At 57.0% G+C, this 17,607-nt stretch carries 15 protein-coding genes; 8 read left to right on the forward strand and 7 right to left on the reverse strand.

Annotated elements, in window-relative coordinates:
- Positions 1–78: 78 nt before the first annotated feature.
- The gene (locus tag PSR62_RS07740) at positions 79–1,338 is read left to right on the forward strand and encodes a DUF1559 domain-containing protein (protein WP_274407216.1); all 1,260 of its coding nucleotides are present in this window, start codon (positions 79–81) and stop codon (positions 1,336–1,338) included.
- Between the two features lie 482 nt (positions 1,339–1,820).
- Here PSR62_RS07740 and PSR62_RS07745 read toward each other — a convergent pair whose 3' ends face one another.
- Positions 1,821–2,981 carry a multiheme c-type cytochrome gene (locus tag PSR62_RS07745; RefSeq protein WP_274407217.1) on the reverse strand — a complete coding sequence of 387 codons (1,161 nt, stop codon included), beginning with the start codon at positions 2,979–2,981 and terminating at the stop codon, positions 1,821–1,823.
- Positions 2,982–3,525: 544 nt separating this feature from the next.
- Between PSR62_RS07745 and PSR62_RS07750 the strand changes: the two genes are divergently transcribed.
- Positions 3,526–4,707, forward strand: coding sequence for a tetratricopeptide repeat protein (locus tag PSR62_RS07750; protein WP_274407218.1), 1,182 nt, complete (start codon positions 3,526–3,528; stop codon positions 4,705–4,707).
- 150 nt (positions 4,708–4,857) lie between these two features.
- Here the strand turns inward: PSR62_RS07750 and PSR62_RS07755 are convergent, their stop codons facing one another.
- Positions 4,858–5,511 carry an RNA polymerase sigma factor gene (locus PSR62_RS07755; RefSeq protein WP_274407219.1) on the reverse strand — a complete coding sequence of 218 codons (654 nt, stop codon included), beginning with the start codon at positions 5,509–5,511 and terminating at the stop codon, positions 4,858–4,860.
- 148 nt (positions 5,512–5,659) lie between these two features.
- On the opposite strand from PSR62_RS07755, the gene PSR62_RS07760 reads away from it, so the two are divergent.
- Positions 5,660–7,939: a serine/threonine-protein kinase gene (locus PSR62_RS07760; protein ID WP_274407220.1), complete on the forward strand. Its 2,280-nt coding sequence runs from the start codon at positions 5,660–5,662 to the stop codon at positions 7,937–7,939.
- Positions 7,940–7,978: 39 nt separating this feature from the next.
- On the opposite strand, the gene PSR62_RS07765 is transcribed toward PSR62_RS07760, so the two are convergent.
- Together PSR62_RS07765 and PSR62_RS07770 are read right to left on the reverse strand one after the other, a co-directional pair.
- The gene (locus PSR62_RS07765; RefSeq protein ID WP_274407221.1) at positions 7,979–8,692 is read right to left on the reverse strand and encodes a hypothetical protein; all 714 of its coding nucleotides are present in this window, start codon (positions 8,690–8,692) and stop codon (positions 7,979–7,981) included.
- A gap of 128 nt (positions 8,693–8,820) precedes the next feature.
- Positions 8,821–9,255: a hypothetical protein gene (locus tag PSR62_RS07770; protein ID WP_274407222.1), complete on the reverse strand. Its 435-nt coding sequence runs from the start codon at positions 9,253–9,255 to the stop codon at positions 8,821–8,823.
- Between the two features lie 246 nt (positions 9,256–9,501).
- On the opposite strand from PSR62_RS07770, the gene PSR62_RS07775 reads away from it, so the two are divergent.
- The 4 genes from PSR62_RS07775 to PSR62_RS07790 all read left to right on the forward strand — a co-directional run bounded on the left by PSR62_RS07775 (position 9,502) and on the right by PSR62_RS07790 (position 13,775).
- Positions 9,502–10,431, forward strand: a complete 930-nt coding sequence (locus PSR62_RS07775) for a hypothetical protein (protein ID WP_274407223.1) — start codon at positions 9,502–9,504, stop codon at positions 10,429–10,431.
- Between the two features lie 82 nt (positions 10,432–10,513).
- The gene (locus PSR62_RS07780) at positions 10,514–11,740 is read left to right on the forward strand and encodes a S1 family peptidase (RefSeq protein ID WP_338020148.1); all 1,227 of its coding nucleotides are present in this window, start codon (positions 10,514–10,516) and stop codon (positions 11,738–11,740) included.
- Positions 11,741–11,868: 128 nt separating this feature from the next.
- The gene (locus tag PSR62_RS07785) at positions 11,869–12,876 is read left to right on the forward strand and encodes a hypothetical protein (protein WP_274407226.1); all 1,008 of its coding nucleotides are present in this window, start codon (positions 11,869–11,871) and stop codon (positions 12,874–12,876) included.
- 56 nt (positions 12,877–12,932) lie between these two features.
- Complete coding sequence (locus tag PSR62_RS07790) at positions 12,933–13,775, forward strand: alpha/beta hydrolase (RefSeq protein ID WP_274407227.1); 843 nt, start codon at positions 12,933–12,935, stop codon at positions 13,773–13,775.
- On the opposite strand, the gene PSR62_RS07795 is transcribed toward PSR62_RS07790, so the two are convergent.
- Complete coding sequence (locus PSR62_RS07795) at positions 13,750–14,448, reverse strand: RsmD family RNA methyltransferase (protein WP_274407228.1); 699 nt, start codon at positions 14,446–14,448, stop codon at positions 13,750–13,752. The two genes, PSR62_RS07790 and PSR62_RS07795, sit on opposite strands and share 26 nt — an antisense overlap.
- A 192-nt stretch (positions 14,449–14,640) precedes the next feature.
- A complete protein-coding gene (locus tag PSR62_RS07800) occupies positions 14,641–15,702 on the reverse strand; it encodes an ABC transporter ATP-binding protein (RefSeq protein WP_274407229.1) in 1,062 nt (353 codons plus the stop codon).
- 644 nt (positions 15,703–16,346) lie between these two features.
- Here PSR62_RS07800 and msrB point away from each other — a divergent pair.
- The gene (msrB, locus tag PSR62_RS07805) at positions 16,347–16,928 is read left to right on the forward strand and encodes a peptide-methionine (R)-S-oxide reductase MsrB (RefSeq protein ID WP_274407230.1); all 582 of its coding nucleotides are present in this window, start codon (positions 16,347–16,349) and stop codon (positions 16,926–16,928) included.
- A 122-nt stretch (positions 16,929–17,050) separates the two neighbouring features.
- On the opposite strand, the gene rplK is transcribed toward msrB, so the two are convergent.
- Positions 17,051–17,476 (reverse strand): 50S ribosomal protein L11, encoded by a 426-nt coding sequence (gene rplK / locus PSR62_RS07810; protein WP_007324993.1) that lies wholly within the window; start codon positions 17,474–17,476, stop codon positions 17,051–17,053.
- Between the last annotated feature and the right edge of the window lie 131 nt (positions 17,477–17,607).

Consider the following 17,607-nt stretch of genomic DNA (forward strand, 5'->3'; position numbering starts at 1 on the left):
TCTCCCTGCAGGTGTGCAACGGGGTTGATTGCCCCCGCCTTCTGTCCTTTTAGTTACTTTTCTGAGTGGAGAAACCGTATGAAATTTCAGCCGCAGAGATCTGCCGGGTTCACGCTGGTGGAACTTTTGGTCGTCATTGCGATCATCGGAGTCTTGGTGGGACTATTGCTGCCTGCCGTGCAGGCAGCTCGAGAAGCTGCTCGCCGCATGAGCTGTAGCAATAATTTCAAGCAACAGGGGTTGGCGCTGCACAATTACCATTCCGCCTTCGGACAGTTGCCTGTTCACGGAGGTGGCACAGGGATTGGTTTGCAGAACAACCGATGGTGGCAAACAGGCAATGATGCCAACCACGAGTGCCTGAGCGCATTGGTTGGGCTGACGCCATTTTTTGAGCAGCAGAGTCTTTGGGAGATGATCTCGAATCCCAGCACACTGACGGTTACCGGGGCGGCTCCGCCGGCGAGCACGGGACTGACCAGTCCACCACGCTGGCCCGCGATGGGACCAAACCCTCGGAACTACACTCGCAATCCAGGATTCGTGCCTTGGTCGACTGATATTCCAACGCTTCGCTGTCCCAGCGATCCAGGGAAAGGCCTGCCCGCCCTCGGGCGCACCAACTACGCCCTGTGTTTGGGCGATTCTCCGGGGCAACAGCACCACCAAAGTCGAAACTCCGATCTCACGCCCCGCACCCAGAACTGGGCAATCGGAAATTACAACTCCGTTTCGCGCGGCGTGTTCATGGTGCGTCGATCGGCCAAATTTCGAGACATTCTGGATGGGCTTTCGAATACGATCGCAATGGGCGAGATCATCACGGACCTGGGGGATCGAGACAAACGCTCGGCAGCTTCATGGCGCCGTCAGAGTTCCAATGCGGTTAGCGACAACCCTTCCTTCTGCGCTGACAACAACGAAGTTGATCCCGAGCGACCACTGTTTTGGTGCAATGGCGGATCGAATTGCACTGACCCTTCGGCACTGAGTTCGAACAATCACGAAGCACGTGGGGCGAACTGGGCCAATTTCCGTGCAATGTGCACTCAAATGTTCACGATCCGTCCACCGAACAAGGAGCTTTGCGTGGGGACATGGATTGACAGCAGCGGTACCCACACGGCCAGCAGTCGGCACCAAGGCGGTGTTCACGTCTTGCTGACAGACGGAGCAGTGAAATTCATCACCGAATCGGTCGACGCCGGCAACCAGAATGCTGGAGCCGTGCGTCGTGGTCAGGCAGGGCCACGGACACCAGGGTCTGCTAGTCCATACGGGTTGTGGGGAGCACTCGGGACCAAAGGTTCTCGCGAAACGATCGAAGCAGAGTTTTAACATCCAGGAGATTTCGATCTCCTTGGTCGTGAATCTGCAAACGAGCCTTCCCAATCTCAGCCAGGAAGGCTCGTTCCCGTTTCGGACCGTGCCACGATCCTTCGGGCACGCTCACGTCTCAATCAACTGTCGACTGAGTTTTGTTGCGAGGGCTGCAGCAGGGGATGCCTGGTGCTGAGTCACAGCTTGGAATGAGGGGCGATGATCTGAGCCGTTTGGGCGTTCGCCCCGGTTCTGTGGTGGTGGAACCGAGGTGAACGCCCGAACGGCTCATCCGACTACGAAGCTGTGACGCAGCACGCGCTTCAATTCAGGTTTCCTAACCATCGAGGCTTCATTCTTTCGGCATGCTGCTTCAGATCCATGTGCCAGCGCTGAACGAATGCCTGCCACGACTCGGGCAGGCAAGGAGTTGCGGGCCATCAGCGGTCTTCACAGGACCGAGATGAGAAAACGGACGCCGTCTCACGAGCAACCTTGGGTCAATTCTCGCGAACGCGAATCCAGTGATCGTGAAAGCGAAGGCCTTCATCCATCTCGATAGCCGGCATATGGCATTCAATGCAGCCACTGTCAACAGAAACACTGCACACGACATGCTGGGAGTTCTGGTCGTCATGGCATTGGATGCAGACGCCAACATGTTGGTCTTCTGACACCTCTTGGATCGTTTGATGCGGGTTGTGACACGTTGTGCATCGCATCCGCCCATTGGATTCCAAGTAGCACCGGCTTCTTAGCATCCCAACGGGTTGGAAACGAGCCAAGAGATCTGGGTACTCTCGGATTTCGACTTCGGAAAGATTTTTCGGCAATCGATGACAATCCCCACAAAGCTGGATTTCCGATTCGCTATCCCAATCCTCTCTGCCGACGGAGTACTTCGGCGGCGTCGGCATTTGGCGAGCAGCGCGAACATGTTCGCTACCAGGACCGTGGCACTTTTCACAATTCACGTTTGCAATCAGGCCTTCGATGCTTGCGTCAACAACCTCGCCACGGGTGGTGTGGCAATGAATGCATCGTTGGAGCGGTTCACCACGTGGCCTGTCTCCAAATAGTTCAAGAGCGTTGGTTGGCGTTTTCTTCGAATGACCGGGAGTGATGCCGACCCTTTGGTTGTGGTAGCAGCTGACGCGATGCTCAATTCCTTCGGTCTGCCCATCGGCTGCAGTTGTGAGTGTCAGCATCGTTTGGGCATGCTGACCGGATCCGAGAGCGTACTCAAGTGGAAACGCTTCTTGCCCAAATTCGGATGGAAGACGCACGAACAATTGTTGCTGGTCATCCGCGAAGTACTCGTAGATCCCATGATTCTCCCCGCCGTCAAACTTGGTGTCAGCAAATGTTTTCGGCAAGTCTGTTTGAGAAACCTGGTGAAAGGTCGATGCATGACCATGCTTGGCATGCATTTTGTAGTTTGCTTCGTGACATTCGCGACAGGCATCACGCCCCACAAATTCTGCCTCTTGGCCGGGTGCATCAGCTGCCTTGGGGTTGCCAAATTGAGTCAGTGAAACGGCCGGCGTCTGGGAATGGAACGAACCAAGATTTGACTCCGTGTTCAGAATGAAAGTCGCGGATGCAAAAGCCAGTGCGGCAATGCTCAGTCCAACCACTCGGCAGCTGAATTTGAGGACCAAGGTAAACTCGAATGGAAAGAACGTTTGTGTCGAGGCTGGGATGGCCAGCTTATATCAGATCCGATTTTAACACTGATTCCACGACCTGTAAGACTTGCTTTTGTTCCATGACGGCCGATTGCCGTGACTTTCGCTGGTGCATTCGAAATAGGTGTACAATCGAATGCGGGTGAATCAGGATTGCCTGCAGCAACGGGCGTGCTGCTTTCGCTTCAGTTGCGGTCATCACCGGCGATCAGAACCAAGGAAGTCGCCGGCGTCTTGTATCATTGCGTTTTGGAATCAGATGTTTCTAGTCGATCACGCAATTGTTTTCACCACAGTTCGCTTCAGGGGAATTGTCTGCTTTTGTGTGCTGGCGACCCTGACGGCAGGCTGTCATTCAGAGAAAGCCCAGACCGTCCCCGAGCAAGGGATTTCCCTTCGGGCCGGTGTTCAGCAGAGTGGGGCGTCTTCGGAAGCGGAGGCAGTCGCCAGCCAGGCAGTGGTGGAACCGCCCCGGACAACGTTTCAAGGAAGGGAAGAAGAAACGTTCGAAATCGGAGTGCTTGCCTTGCAAGATGAGGCTGCAATTGCGTTGGAAGCTGATGACCATGACAAAGCTTATCGACTTGCTCGCCAAGTCATGCGTCGAGCTCCGGATGATCCGAGATCCATCTTTTTAATGGCTCGTGTCTTAGGCAGACGCCAGCGTTTCCCAGAAGCGATCCAGATGCTTGATAGACTGGCTTTGACCACGCCTGACGCAAGACTTCCTGTTTGGGGGCAGACTGCCCAGTGGATGGTTCAATTTGGAAAGTGGGAAGAAGCAGAGCGGCGTTTCCGCATGCTTTTGAAGAAAGCTCCTGAAGCAACGTTGGTTCATCGCAAGCTGGCTGAATTGCTGATTCGGCAAGGCCGAACTTCGGAAGCGATGGAGCACTTGTTAACACTTTGTCGACAGGGGGACATCGAAGAACTCGAGCTTCGGCACTTGCTTTCCGGTGGGCAACCGTTGCATGGTGATACCACGCTCGAGGAACTCGCTCCAATCGGCTATCTCGGCAGGGCTGGATTCAATCTCAGTCGAGGCGAATGGGACTTGGCGAGAAGAGAGCTCGAAGGAATTGAACCAATTCCTAGCGATGCGTTGTCACTTTTGGGACGTGTCTACCTCCACCTCGAAGACGAAGAACTCCTGAGCGGCTGGAGCGATGACGTCTCACGCATCGAGAGTGTCGATTCCGAATGGTGTTTTGCCAAGGGAGCGATCCTTGCACGTCAGGGAGATCACTTGCTAGCAGTTCGGCTTTTGTGCAAGGCAGTGCTATTGGATTCGACGGATAGCGACGCATACCTTCTGCTCAGTCAGTCTTTGTTGGAGCTGGACAGGCAAAACGAATCGCAAGAAGCCGCAAGGCGGTTCCAGTGGATCTCTGAAACGAAGCGAATTGGTCGTGACATGTCTTTGACCGAAGACCGTGACGACGCGATGTTCGTCAGACTGATCACGAATTTGGACAAGTTGCAACGTCCTTGGGAATCTTTGCATTGGTGCGGCGTGCGTTTGGCTTATGCAAAGGCAAGCAACTCACTCTCGAATGACGAACTCGATGGTTTGGTAGAACAAATCAAGCAACGCAGCACCAATCTCCGCAACAAGGAGTGGGTTGAAGACCGCAAATTTGTGCTTTGTGGGATCGATCTCGATTCTCTCCAGCAGAACGACGCACCGAAAGAACCGTGACGCTGAGCGTGAGCATGACTTGGAATTCAAAGTCAGCCAGTTGCGTCCAAACCGATACGGCGGAAGGCCAGCGGGACTCACATGCGATCCGGTCCAACATGCGTTCCTAGGCAGGGTCGCTCACAGACTGAATGCCTAGGCCACTGTTGCCTAGCGTGTTGGGCGGTTGGCTTCGAGTTGCTTTTCAAGTTGTCGCATGCTGCGTGACAGCAGGACTCGGATGGAGACATCGGTTTTGCCGAGTTGTTCTGCGATCTGTTTGGTGGGCATGCCATCGACGTAGCGAAGGCGGATCACGGTTTGCTGCTCTTCGCTCAGTTGACCGATGGCTTGGGACATCGCGTTGAGGCGAATGTTCTGGCTGACCACGGCACTCGGGGAGGTCATGCTGGCGGCGAGCATTTGTTCCATGCCCATGGCTCCGTCGTCACCACTCGACGCACCGCCGCCGTGAATGGATTGTTGCCGGCCCGCGTCGCGGCGTTTCGCGTCGAAGTGGAATCGGTGGGCGTCGACCACTCGTCTGCGAGCGAGTTGTTGCAGCCACTGCATCACCGAGTATTGGTCCAGCGGCGCTGTTGGCAATCCTGAAATGGCGGCGGTGGCAATTTCTTGGATCAGGTCATCGACTTCGACCAGTGCCAGCAGGTGTTCGCCGGTGATGGATTTGACAAACCGGAACAACGACTCGCGGTGCTGAGCGATGTATTCGCCCAACGCGTCCACGTCTCGCTGGCGGATTCGCTGGACCAGCGGATCGTCCGTCTGGGAGCTCGATGGGTCGGGAGAGCTTTCGTCGTTCATCGTGGGAACCGAAGGAGAACCAGCGAGTGGCGGGCGGGCGAGAAAGGGCAACCAATCAGATGCATGCCATCTTACCGGGGGGATCGCTATCATGGGCGTGCCGTCATGTTTTCCAGTTCGATGAATCTCGAAACACCCTTTCAGCGTCATGACGTCTCGACTGTCATCCAAAGGCCGTGCTTCCGCCACCGCGGAGGATTCCACGCTGGATTTGGATGAGATCCTGCTGGAGTGCCTGGAACGCTTGGCGGAACACGATGACGGTGGGACTCCCCAGCGAGTTTGGGAGTTGCTCCCAAAACGCGTTCAGAGCGATGCCAAGGCGGGTGATCGCTCGGGCCGTTTTGTCTTGGTCGAAATGGTGAAGATGAGCATGGCGATCGCGGTTCAGAACGAATGCCCGCGATGGCTGGATGACTACTTCGAGGCATTTCCGGAATGGTTCACAGCGGAGTCGGCGCCATTTGACTTGGTGATGGAAGAGATCCAGCTCCGCCGCGAATGTGGGCAGGCCCCGGAACGCGCGCATTATCAAGATCGATTCCCGCATCTCGAACCGGTTCTGCAACCGCTGTTTGATTCGTCGGCCGAGCAGCACGCGTCGATTGCAAAAACGCCTCGCCGTGGGCCGCCGACGGAATTCAAGGCGGGAGCGGTGGTGGATGATTTTGAGATCATTCAGAAACTGGGAGAGGGTGCATTCGCTCATGTGTACCTGGCACGCCAGAATACGATGTCGCGATTGGTCGCTTTGAAAGTTGCCAACGACACCGGGGACGAGCCTCAAGCACTCGCGCAGTTTGATCATCCCAACATCGTGCGAGTCTTTGATCAGCGGCAGGTGGCGGTCCGTGATGACGAAGCGAATGGCAACTTGTCCGAGTTGTATTTGCTCTACATGCAGTTCCATCCCGGTGGCACGTTGGCGGAGGTCGTTCGTTTGGCTCGCTCGGTTCCGCTGGCCAACCGCGATGGAGACATTTATCTGCAGTCGGTGGACCAGGCACTGCTCGAGTCGGCACAGGTGGTTCCGGATCGTTCGACCACGCGGGCGTGGTTGTCCGGATGCGAATGGTCCAAGGCGGTTGCCTGGGTGGGGATGCAGTTGGCCGATTCCTTGCAGACCGCGCACGAAGCGGGGGTGCTGCATCGCGACGTGAAACCAGCCAACGTTTTATTGACCGCGGAAGGTTTGCCGCAACTCGCGGATTTCAATGTGTCGATGGCTGGGACAGCTGGTCGTGCCGGTGCCGCATCCTCGCTGGGTGGTTCGGTTGGTTACATGGCTCCCGAGCATCTTGATGCGATGAGCATCACGCGAAAGGGGCGTCCGGAAGATGTCGCTGAGGCGGCGGATTTGTATTCGTTGGCGGTGTTGTTGTGGGAATTGTGGCAAGGCAAACGACCGTTTGATTGTGCTCCAGGGACTCCGTCTTGGACGGAGTTGTTGGAAGAGCAACACGCGGCCCGGCAGCGGGAGTTTTTGATTCCCGATCGATTGGACACACCGTCGGAACGCGTCTTGGAAAGCGTGTTGCGATCCGCGTTGTCGGTGGATCCCGCGGATCGCCCGGAAAACGGCACGGCGATGGGCGGTAGCCTGCGGTTGGCGATGCATCCGGAAGCGGCACGTTTGTTTGATCCCAAGCCGGGATCGTGGATGCACGCGTTGGGAAAGATTTCTCCGTGGTGGCTTTCCGTGGTTTCGATTTTGCTGCCCAACATCGCGGCGGGATTCATCAACTACTTTTACAACCACAGCGAGATCATGCCGGAGGAAATGCGGCCAAGTCTGGATGAGTTTGCCCTCTGGGTGAATTCGGTTGCCTTCCCATTGGGCGTGGGATTGATCGTCATTTACACACGTGCGTCCGCGAGAGCATTGAAGGCGTCGCGGGGAGGCGATTCGGTGGGCGAGCAGGAGCTGAACTCAATGCTGCGTCTGGGATATCGAGCCGCCTCGATCGGAGGCACCTGTTGGTTGATTGCTGGCATGGTGTACCCGCTGTTGTTGAAAGCCCGGTTTGACGAATTCACGGACGGGCAAGCCTTTCATTTCTTTGCGTCGTTGATGATTTGTGGCGGGGTGGCGATGGTGTACCCGCTGTTTGCACTGAACGTCGTCGCCACCTGTGTGCACTACCCGAGGATGATTCGACCGACGATGCGGGATCCCAACTTCGAACGTCATGCTCAGCAGATGATCGGTGATAGCGAATCCTTTTTGTTGATCGCGGCGGTCATCCCGTTGATGGGAGCGGCCTTGATCGTGTTTGGGGAAGGTCAAGCGAAGGAGTATCTGTTGATCGCCATCATCGCGGGCATGATCGGGCTGCTCGGTGCGTTTGCCAGCTACCGCATCATCGTTCGAACCTGGGCCGTGCTGGCAGAGGTGCTCTCCAACGAAACAACGGCCACGCCGCGTTGAGGCCTGACCGTTGGGTCCATGACGGTTCGGTGGAATCAATCACTGCGAAAGGTTGTTTGCCTTCGGTGTGATTTGCTGGATGGCCGAACGCAGCGGGTCCTGGGGAGGCACTGCTGAGTTGGCAGGGGCTGCTGGACCAATTTCGCTGCCTTGTGGTGCGAAGTTGGTGGGGGGAGCCACGTTGGGTTGCACCGTTGTGGCCGGACCGGTTGTCGCCGGAGCCACCTCCGTTGTCGTTTCGATCGCGACGGTCTCGATGGTTTCGATTGGCAAGGAATCCAATGGGAAGCATTGGCGATTGTTGAATTCGTCGCTTTCGAAGAACTCGTCCCAGCTGTCGATGTGCACGGTCAAATGTTGCAGCCCGATGATCAGCCCACCGCGGTTGCCCATGGCAAGTGTCTCGATGGGCAGTGCGACTTCCACCTGCAGAGCTCCGTTGGCGGGAATGTGTTTGGCGATCACGGTGACGCGTGGTGAATGTGGTCTCGCTTGGCCAAGCGATCCGATGGCGGTGACGTGAAAGTTGTCGACGCAGCGGTTGCTCTGGTTGGCGATCACGATCCCGAAACGCGGGCCGCAAGAATGATCGATGACCGGGAGTTGTTTGACCTCGACGATTTCCAAGTCGCCGATTTCGTCGGCTGGAACGAGGAAGCCTTGGCCTTGGCACGCGACGATGCCGATGGTCACGAACGCGATGAACAGGATGGCCGTGTTGAGTGCCTTCACGGAAAAGGTGGTGCGATACATGGGATTGTGCCTTGGAGACGTTTTAGATGATTCATGAAAAAGCCCGGCAATCCACTGTTGGGATGTACCGGGCATGCCGTGCGTTGGTGGTGATCCGGTGTTGCGAGACAATCACCAGATGAAGTGGTTCACCAGCATCCCCAGTAGCTGGTGTAGACGGGGGTGTAGTAGTGGTGCACAACAGGTTTGTAGTGCACGACAGGGGCGTAGCTGTACGAGGCGTAGCTGTAGGGGCTGTAGTAAGAGCTGTAATGATTGTGGTAGCTGTAGCTGCGGTGCCCATAGCTGCGATGGCCGTAGTTGCCACGGAAGCGGCGATAGCAGGCTGCGACCGCTTCTTCCGAATCCACTCCGTCTTCACCATCGTTGAGCAGCGATTCGACGTCAGCCAGTCCGAGTTGCATGTCGTCAGCCGAGGCTACGTCGGCGGTCTCCATGTCGGTTGTGTTGTTGCTTTCGGCAGCGGCCAAGCGAGCGAGCAAGTTGTCGTCGGCTTGGACGGCGGTGCCAGCCAAGCAGAAGGTCAGAGCCAGAGCAGCGGTGATCAGGTTTCGTGTGGACATCGTTCTGTTTCCATTCAAGAAGTTGGTTGTGCGGCGGTGAAGAAAGTCGCCAGCGAGTTTGCCGCGTCGGTTCGCTGTCGTTCGTCTTGTGACTGAACGGCTAAGCGGTCGAGTGCCAAAGTTGTTACTGGAAAAAACGAATTTGTTTTTGGAAACTCCAATCGGTAACAACTTGACCGAGGTTTCGCTTGGAAAGCATCGCCCACACGCGTGCGTGATCCTTTCCCTTTTAAAACGAGCGAACCCATGCGTCTCACACACCGCAGTCACTGCTTGGCTCTGTTGTTCATTGTTCTGCCCGCCACCCGCGGTTTGTCGGATGACGAACTGTTTTCAAAAGTCGCGATGGACTCGGTTTTCACCACCGCGTCTTCGAAGCTGACCAACGAGTCCGAAAAGACCACCCTCACGATCGAGGCCGAAGCGGCGAAAGTCGACGCGATTGAGGACCTGGACGAACTCTTCCCGCTCGCGAAAGAGATCGACGAAGATGCGGTTCGGGAATTGGGTGCGATTCGGGTGGTCAGCCAAGCGGACAAGTGGCGTCTTTCAACTCGCATGACCCTCCAGGGCGAATCCCCACAGGTGGTCTTCGAAATGGCTTTGGTCACGCTTGGCGAAACGCCCGTCGAAGGCGAACGAGCGATCTGGCTGTCGCTGATGGAAATCGGGCAAGCGACCCCGTCAACCTTCTTTGCTGTCAATCGCGAATCGGCGGAGGCTGGCAAACCGGGGCAGTTGGTGCTGCGTTCAACGCTGTCCGCCGTGGGGCTGACCACTGAATCGCTGCGTTCCAAGCTGCAATCGCTCAGCCAATTCGCGGTGGAAAAATCGCCTGCCTGGTCGCCATTGCAAGCGGAAGCAGCGAAGAGCACGGTGAAGCCCGCAGCCGCTGAGTTCTCTCTGGTCGGCCAATGGCTAGCGACTCCGGTTTCCGGCGAGGCCTACGCCATCGAGTTGAAAGCGACTGTGGATGGTTCTGGTCCGTTTCAGTTGGTGCACGTCAAAGATTCCAAATCGACGGTGTCGTCCGGGAATTACTCCCTGAAAGAAGGTCAGTTCTCGCTGCAGGCCGACGCGGGGGCTCCATTGGTCTTCCCGCTGAAGTGGAGCGGTGCCGACCAGTTCGAACTGGAAATTGGGAGTGTCCAAGTGAATTTCAGCCGTCAGAAATGATTTTCGGTAACACCCGGCGACAGAATCCGCTGGGTCTTTTGTTCCCTGTTCCGCACCACACCTGATTTGATGGGGTGATCCAATGTTCCGCTGCCGCCTGACTCGAATGCTTCGAATTGCTTTTCATCGTTGGATGTCGTTGCTCTGCCCTGCCCTCGTGCTGGTCATCTCGCTGCAATCCACGAACGCCATGGCGGGCGGCGAAACCTACCAAAAAGCCCTTCCTTCGACCGTTTGGATCATCACCGCCAACGGGGAAGACCAGACCTCGACCGGAACGGGAGTCTTCATCGACGCCGACAAAAAATTGGTCCTGACGAACGCTCACGTGGTCGGTGACAGCCGCACCGCAGTGGTTTTCTTCCCAGACAAGAAGAACGGCGAAACCATGGTCAAACGCAAGCAATACCTGGATTCGGTGCTGAAATTGGCTCAGCCTGGCCGGATCGTCGCCGTCGATCGCAAGCGTGACTTGGCCCTGATCGAGTTGGCCGAGGTGCCCGAGCGTGCCGAAGCGATCACGTTGGCTGAATCGAGCGTCGCCACCGGCGAATCGGTGGATTTGATTGGCAACCCAGGTGGTTCCGACGTCCTGTGGGTCTACACCAGCGGCACGGTCCGGTCGGTTTATCAGAAGAAATTCAAATCGGACCACGGCGAGCACGATTTTCGTGTCGTCGAAACACAGACCCCAATCAAGCCCGGCGACAGCGGCGGGCCAGTCGTCAACCAAGCCGGCGAATTGATCGCGATCGCCCAGTCATTCTCGCCGTCGCAGAATTTGGTCAGCTACTGCGTGGACGTTCAGGAGATCAAGGCGTTCGTCAAAAGCCCTTGGAAATCAGCTCCTTTGGGCAGCCGAGTCGTTCTGAAGAACGCCGAGGTCGAATTCGAGTTGCACTCCACCGGCCACTACGAGGTCAAGCAGAAGCTCTCATCGGGTTCCACGCAGTCCGTCTTCGTTGCCAAGGACACCGAATACTTTCAGCGTGCCGACGTGCGAAAAGTCTGGTCGTTGGTTTCGGTCAGCGGTGAACAGCCCTCAGCCGAGTTGATGATGCGACTGATGCGTCAAAACTCGGCCACGAAAATTGGCGGCTGGGTCGTGGAAAAGAACGGGGCAGGCGAGTTTCTGATCCTCTATGTCGCGAAATTGGATGCGACTGCTCCTGACGAAGCCGTGGCGGCTTCGATCAACTATGTCGCCCGGATTGCCGGAGCGATGAGCAAACAACTGGAATCCAAGACGCAAGAAGAAACCAAGACCGAGACCTCGACCCAGACGCTCGCATCGTGGTTGGCCAAGTGAAGTCGACATCGTTCGAAAAAGACGAAGTTTCTCTGTAACGCATCCTGAGGTCTGCCGCTTGGCAGTTTGTAAGGCGAAGACATCGCCGCGACGCAAATCCAAACTTTCCAAAGACCGGAGACAGAACGATGAAAATTCAAGCTCAAAAATGGATCTTGGCCGCTTCCGTGATCAGCACCGTGGCAGGACCAGCTCTCGAAGCCCAAGCCTGTGGTGGAGCCCGTCGCAGCGGAGTTTCGCGAGTCGTGTCGCAGATCCACTCGGCTCGCACGTCGAATCGCTACTCCGCCCCGACGCCTTCCTACCGTTCGATTCAACCGACTTACCGGCAAGCTCCGGTTTATCACAACGCTCCTGTCAGCGTGCCGTCTTCGCCAGTCGCTTCGCAGCCGTTTTCGAGTCAACCGATTGCTGGCCAGACCGTCTCCGGTCAATCCTTTGCACCGCAACAACCTGTTCAGCAACCATTCAATCAGCAACCTGCCCAGGGCAACTTCGCAGGCCAGCAGGTGCCAGCCCAGCAACTTCAGCAGCAAGCCGCTTCCGTACAGCAGACTGCCAGGCAACCAAGTGCTCCCGCACAACAGCCAGCATCCATTCAGCAGCAGGTACCTGTGCAACAGCAGGTATCTGTGCAACAGCCAGCTCAAGCTCAACCCGCTGTCCAATCTGCACCCGCGAATCAGCCCGCTGCATCGGCGGAAGCTTCCGCACTCGCCATGTTGGCTTCGATCAACCAACGTGCTGGCACGCCAACTCAAGCCGCGGCAGCAACTCAACCCGCGGCCCCCGCACCGACTCCTTCGCAGATTCCAACGTTTGGAGCGGCGACTTCGGCTTCCAGTGTCAGCACGCCTGCACAACCTCATGTTGGATCGTGGAACGTTTCCTTGCCTGGTGAGCAGTCGGTGTCGTTGAAGTTGGATTCCGACGGTTCGTTTGTTTGGGTGGCATCGAAGGCGGGAAGCACCAGCCAATTCTCCGGTCAGTACCGCTTGGATGGCGGCAGTTTGACTCTGGTTCGCTCGGAAGACCTGCAGAAAATGGAAGGCACATGGACGCCGAGCCAAAACGGTGGCTTCGTCTTCCGGGTTGGTGGCGGCACAAACGGTGGGCTGAGCTTCACCCGTTCGTGAGCCTCGCATCGACTATCATGCAGCGGTCCCTTTGTCCCGCTGCATGAGGTTTTGAAGTGCAAAGAATTGTTGACTCGCGAATCGCACTGGTTGCGATTTTTTTCGTTGGGGGCGGCCTGGTTGCAGCCCAAGATTCAATCACGACCAAGCCCGCCACTCAAACGCACAAGGACGTGCCCTATCGGACTGGGGATGGATTGACGGACTACCAGCAGGAACGCTGCCGTCTCGACCTGATTCATCCAACCGATGAGAAAGGTTTTGCAACGGTGGTCTGGTTTCATGGTGGCGGGCTGACCGGTGGGGAAAAATCCTTTCCCAGTGGTTTGCTGCAGCCCGGGTTGGCGGTTGCGGCGGTGAACTATCGCTTGTATCCCAAGGTCAAGTCACCGGCTTACGTGGAAGACGCCGCAGCCGCCGTGGCGTGGGTGTTCCAAAACATTGAGCAATACGGTGGTGATCCCAATCGCATCTACGTCAGCGGGCATTCCGCCGGCGGTTATTTGACCAGCATGGTCGGACTGGATCAGCGTTGGCTCGCCAAGCATGACATCGATGCCAATCAAATCGCGGGTTTGATCCCCTACAGTGGTCACACGATCACACACTTCACTGTTCGCAAGGAGCATGGCATCGATGGTCGGCAGCCGGTCATTGATGACATGGCGCCGCTGTTCCATGTTCGCAAGGACGCTCCGCCGTTGTTATTGATCACGGGCGATCGCGAGCTGGAAATGCTGGGACGCTATGAAGAGAACGCTTACCTTTGGCGGATGATGCAAGTCGTCGGTCACAAGCAGACCAAGCTGATGGAGCTCGACGGGTACAATCACGGTCAGATGGCCGAGCCCTCGCACCCGTTGTTGCTGCGGTTCATTCAGGAACTGGAAAAGGAGTGACCAAACCGCAGACGTTGCCGGGTTCCAGAAACGCCAGGTGTGTGATGCCATAAGTGCGAATGTCCCAGTCGCCCGGTGGCAGTTGTTCCAGGTCAAACGTGTTGTCGGTCTCGACGACCAGGACGCTGCCTGGAGGGGCATATTGCTGGACTCGGATGATGATCGACTTCAGCTTGGGGTAGAACTCAGGGTCGGTCCACATGCGATACGGAGGGCTGAGGAAGACGATCCAAGCGGTGTCGTCTTCCGGCCCGGATGGCTGCAGCAATTGATCCGCCAGAGCGAAGGCGTCGCCCATCACCAAGCGGACTTTGTCTTCGATCCCCAGCCGCTCGGTCGTGTCGCGAATTTGGGCGATTGCCTTTCGCATCGGTTCGACCAGGACGGCTCGGGTGGAGCCACGGCTGATCGATTCCAGGCCCAGCACACCGGTGCCGGCGAACAAGTCGAACGCGATCGTGCCGCGACAGGCTCGGCCCAAGATGTTGAACAGATTCTCGCGGACGCTGTCACGCATCGGGCGAGTGAACTCCTCGCCGTGATACGTCACCGGACGGCCACGCATGTCACCGCCGATGATTCTCAGCTTGGTGGGCTTGCCGTCATCGGTCCCACCTTTGAGGTTTCGTTGCTTGGGCTTGCCGCGTCGATTGTTGGGGCGTTTCGATTTCATCGAGACATCGTAACCTACGATTCCGTCCTGCCACAGGTCTTAAGCTGGTCGTCAGGAATGATCGGGCACAACCATGTGAGCCGTTGGGGCGTTCGCACCGGTTGTTCACGGGAACAGCAAAACAGTTCAAATGCCGAAAGACTCCTGCCGACCTGTTTAGGAGTGCCGGGGACTGAGTGTGGAAGTGCAGAGTCAAATTGCGGGTGAATTGGAGGGCTGGGCCGAATTCGCGATGACTCGAAGATCCGAGAGGGGGACTTGGCAAATCCACCGAGTCCCTGCCTCCGCCGAAATCGAGTTTTGAAAGACGATTGCGGAGAGCGGTGGCGAGCTTTCGGAATCGGTGCGTTGCAGTCGAAGGAGAAAGCGACCGCCCAGATCGCGTCGTTCCAAGAGGGTCACAGGGAATCGCCACTGGCCCAGTTCGGTCACGGTGCAGGCCTGGTTCTGGTTGAGGTCAGGTTCCACCAGTTGAATCGCCTCCGGACGAACCGCGATCGCGTGGTCATCGCTCGATTGCCCCTCAGGCAGCTCGAGTGCTTTGCCAAGTGCGGGGCAATTTGGAAGGACTTCCGCCATCGCCAGCACATTGCATGACGGCGATCCCAGTGCGAGGGCGACTTCCGCCGAATGGGGCGATCGGTAGATCTCCGTGGGAGATCCAACCTGCAGGATGCGTCCGCCTGACATCACGACGATCTTGTCGGCCAATCGCATCGCCTCTTCGCCGTCGTGGGTGACGTGAACAAATGTGGTCGAATCGGCTTGATTGGAAACGTCGGCCAAGCGTTCCATCAACCTCTCGGACGCGAGTCGATCGATCGCAGCCATCGGTTCATCCAGCAAGCAGACGGAGGGCTCGCGAATCAATGTTTTGGCGATCGCCACCCGCCGCCGTTGTCCGCCGCTGAGTGTCTCCGGGCGTCGAGGCAGCCAGGCGGGGTCCAGGTTCATCGTCTTCGTGATGGAATGGATTCGTTGGACCGTTTCGGCCGCAGACAGACGGCGTTTGGGATTGGCCTGGACCGCGATCTGGAGCGTTTGTTCGACGGTCAAATGCGGGTACATCGTGTCATGCTGGAACAGCAGGCCGACGTCTCGTTTGCGAGCAGCCATGCGAGTCACGTCTTGGCCATGGATCGCAATCGACCCTTCGGCTGTCTCGATGAGACCGGCGATGCCGTGCAGCAGCGTGCTCTTGCCACACCCGCTGGGCCCCAGGATGACGCAGTATTCGCCGGGAGAAAGCGACAAGCTGAATTGGTCGACGACCCTTTTTCTCCCGCGGTCCATCGCGAGCGAGGTGATCTCGAGTGACTGGGGGGGCATCGGGCAGCGTCATGGCTTGGCGTGGAAAGCGTGAGCCACGCATTGTACCGACCCGCGTCTCCAAGTTGCATCGCGGTGGTGCGAGCGGAAGGCGGTGGTGTGAACGGAGATGCGAACAGGCAATGCCGGGTCGGAAAGCGAGCGTTCAGTGAGATTTCTGGGGGAGGGCACGCGCACCCGCACCTAGCCAACATCGAACTCCTATTCCGCGACAGCTCAAGTCTTCAGTAGCGAAACTCGTCAAGAGTTTCGACTTGCACAACGGTTCGTCGAAAGTCTTGACGACTTTCGCTACCAATCGCACCTCAAATCCAAGCAGTGTGAAAGCTGCAATCGGGGCGAACGTCTCCTAACCCATTTCAATGACGCCATCCGATGCGAAGAGGGGGCTCGCAAGGCGTCATCAGCCCGCCATTTGGATATTGCACGAAGCATTTTCAGGCAGGGTCGACTCGCTTGGGGCCGGGGGGCTGGCTCAGCGATTTGGCGGTCGAGACAGGTGCCGGCTCATTACAATGGAGGTGTTTCGGTGATCTTTGGGCAGCCATCTCGATTTTGGAGACCAGACAATGCATTCATTTTCATGGCATTTCAAACCTCTGCGAAGCCTGGTGGTCGGTCTGATCGGCGCCGGTGGCTTGCTGCTGGGGGGATTGGCTCTGCACGCCGACGAATCCGATTCCCGGGGGCGATCGTCTTCGCCACTGAAGGTCACCCAGGATGGCTCGGTTGAGCCGGAGGAGGCCTCGGAGGAAGACTACGTTCCGGCCACGAAAGCCGAGTTGCAGCGACGCCTGAATCGGATTCAGTACGACGTGACCCAGAATGCAGCGACAGAGCCCGCGTTCCGAAATGCCTATTGGAACAACAAGAAGCAGGGCGAGTATCACTGCATCGTCTGTGACAAGCCGCTGTTTGATAGCAAGACCAAGTTCAAATCAGGAACGGGGTGGCCGAGCTTCTACTTGCCGATTGCGAAAGACGCGGTCGGTTACCAGACGGACTACAAGATGCTGTACCCGCGAACCGAGGTGCACTGCAAACGTTGTCAGGCCCACTTGGGGCATTTGTTTGATGATGGTCCTGCACCGTCCGGCAAACGCTTCTGCATGAACAGTGCCGCGATGAAATTCGTCGAAGCGAAACGGTAGCGAAAGTCGTCAAGACTTTCGGCGAATCGCGCGGCAGGCCGAAGCTAGAACGGGCTGTCGCTGAAGACGCTCACTCCATCGAAACTCTTGACGAGTTCCGCAACCGGTGGCTGCAACGTCGATCAACCGTCGACGATGATGCCCATGCTGCGAGCGGTTCCTTCGATCATGCGGGTCGCTTGATCGATGTCACGAGCGTTCAGATCTTCCATCTTCTTTTGAGCGATCTCTTCGCATTGAGCACGGGTGACCGTCGCGACTTTGTCCTTGTTGGGGACGCCGCTGCCTTTGGCGATTCCAGCCGATTGCATCAACATCGACGCTGCTGGTGGGCTCTTGGTGATGAAGTCAAAGCTGCGGTCATTGTAGACCGTCACGATCACGGGAATCGGCGTGCCGTTGTATTCCTTGGTGCGATCGTTGAACTGTTGAACAAACTGTCCCAGGTTCACGCCGTACTTACCCAGCGAAGTACCGACAGGAGGTGCAGGAGTGGCTTGACCGCCGGGGACTTGAAACTTGGCTTGGCCGGTGACTTGTTTTGCCATGGGTAAACAGCTTTTAGCGATTAACGATTAGCGGTTAGCTCTTGAGGTGCAGCGTTTTGCTGAAAGGCCAACGCAATCTGAGGTGTTTGAAGTGGGATGGATGAAGATAATAACCCAAGCGGCTAATAGCT

Source organism: Rhodopirellula sp. P2 (assembly GCF_028768465.1).
Classification (GTDB): domain Bacteria; phylum Planctomycetota; class Planctomycetia; order Pirellulales; family Pirellulaceae; genus Rhodopirellula.

What these genes read in the sequence shown, in the direction of transcription:
- PSR62_RS07740 (WP_274407216.1), top strand. Translation starts at nt 79, where the DNA reads ATGAAATTTCAGCCGCAGAGATCTGCCGGGTTCACGCTGGTGGAACTT.
- PSR62_RS07755 (WP_274407219.1), bottom strand. Translation starts at nt 5,511, where the DNA reads ATGAACGACGAAAGCTCTCCCGACCCATCGAGCTCCCAGACGGACGAT.
- PSR62_RS07760 (WP_274407220.1), top strand. Translation starts at nt 5,660, where the DNA reads ATGACGTCTCGACTGTCATCCAAAGGCCGTGCTTCCGCCACCGCGGAG.
- PSR62_RS07765 (WP_274407221.1), bottom strand. Translation starts at nt 8,692, where the DNA reads ATGTATCGCACCACCTTTTCCGTGAAGGCACTCAACACGGCCATCCTG.
- PSR62_RS07770 (WP_274407222.1), bottom strand. Translation starts at nt 9,255, where the DNA reads ATGTCCACACGAAACCTGATCACCGCTGCTCTGGCTCTGACCTTCTGC.
- PSR62_RS07775 (WP_274407223.1), top strand. Translation starts at nt 9,502, where the DNA reads ATGCGTCTCACACACCGCAGTCACTGCTTGGCTCTGTTGTTCATTGTT.
- PSR62_RS07780 (WP_338020148.1), top strand. Translation starts at nt 10,514, where the DNA reads ATGTTCCGCTGCCGCCTGACTCGAATGCTTCGAATTGCTTTTCATCGT.
- PSR62_RS07785 (WP_274407226.1), top strand. Translation starts at nt 11,869, where the DNA reads ATGAAAATTCAAGCTCAAAAATGGATCTTGGCCGCTTCCGTGATCAGC.
- PSR62_RS07795 (WP_274407228.1), bottom strand. Translation starts at nt 14,448, where the DNA reads ATGAAATCGAAACGCCCCAACAATCGACGCGGCAAGCCCAAGCAACGA.
- msrB (WP_274407230.1), top strand. Translation starts at nt 16,347, where the DNA reads ATGCATTCATTTTCATGGCATTTCAAACCTCTGCGAAGCCTGGTGGTC.
- rplK (WP_007324993.1), bottom strand. Translation starts at nt 17,476, where the DNA reads ATGGCAAAACAAGTCACCGGCCAAGCCAAGTTTCAAGTCCCCGGCGGT.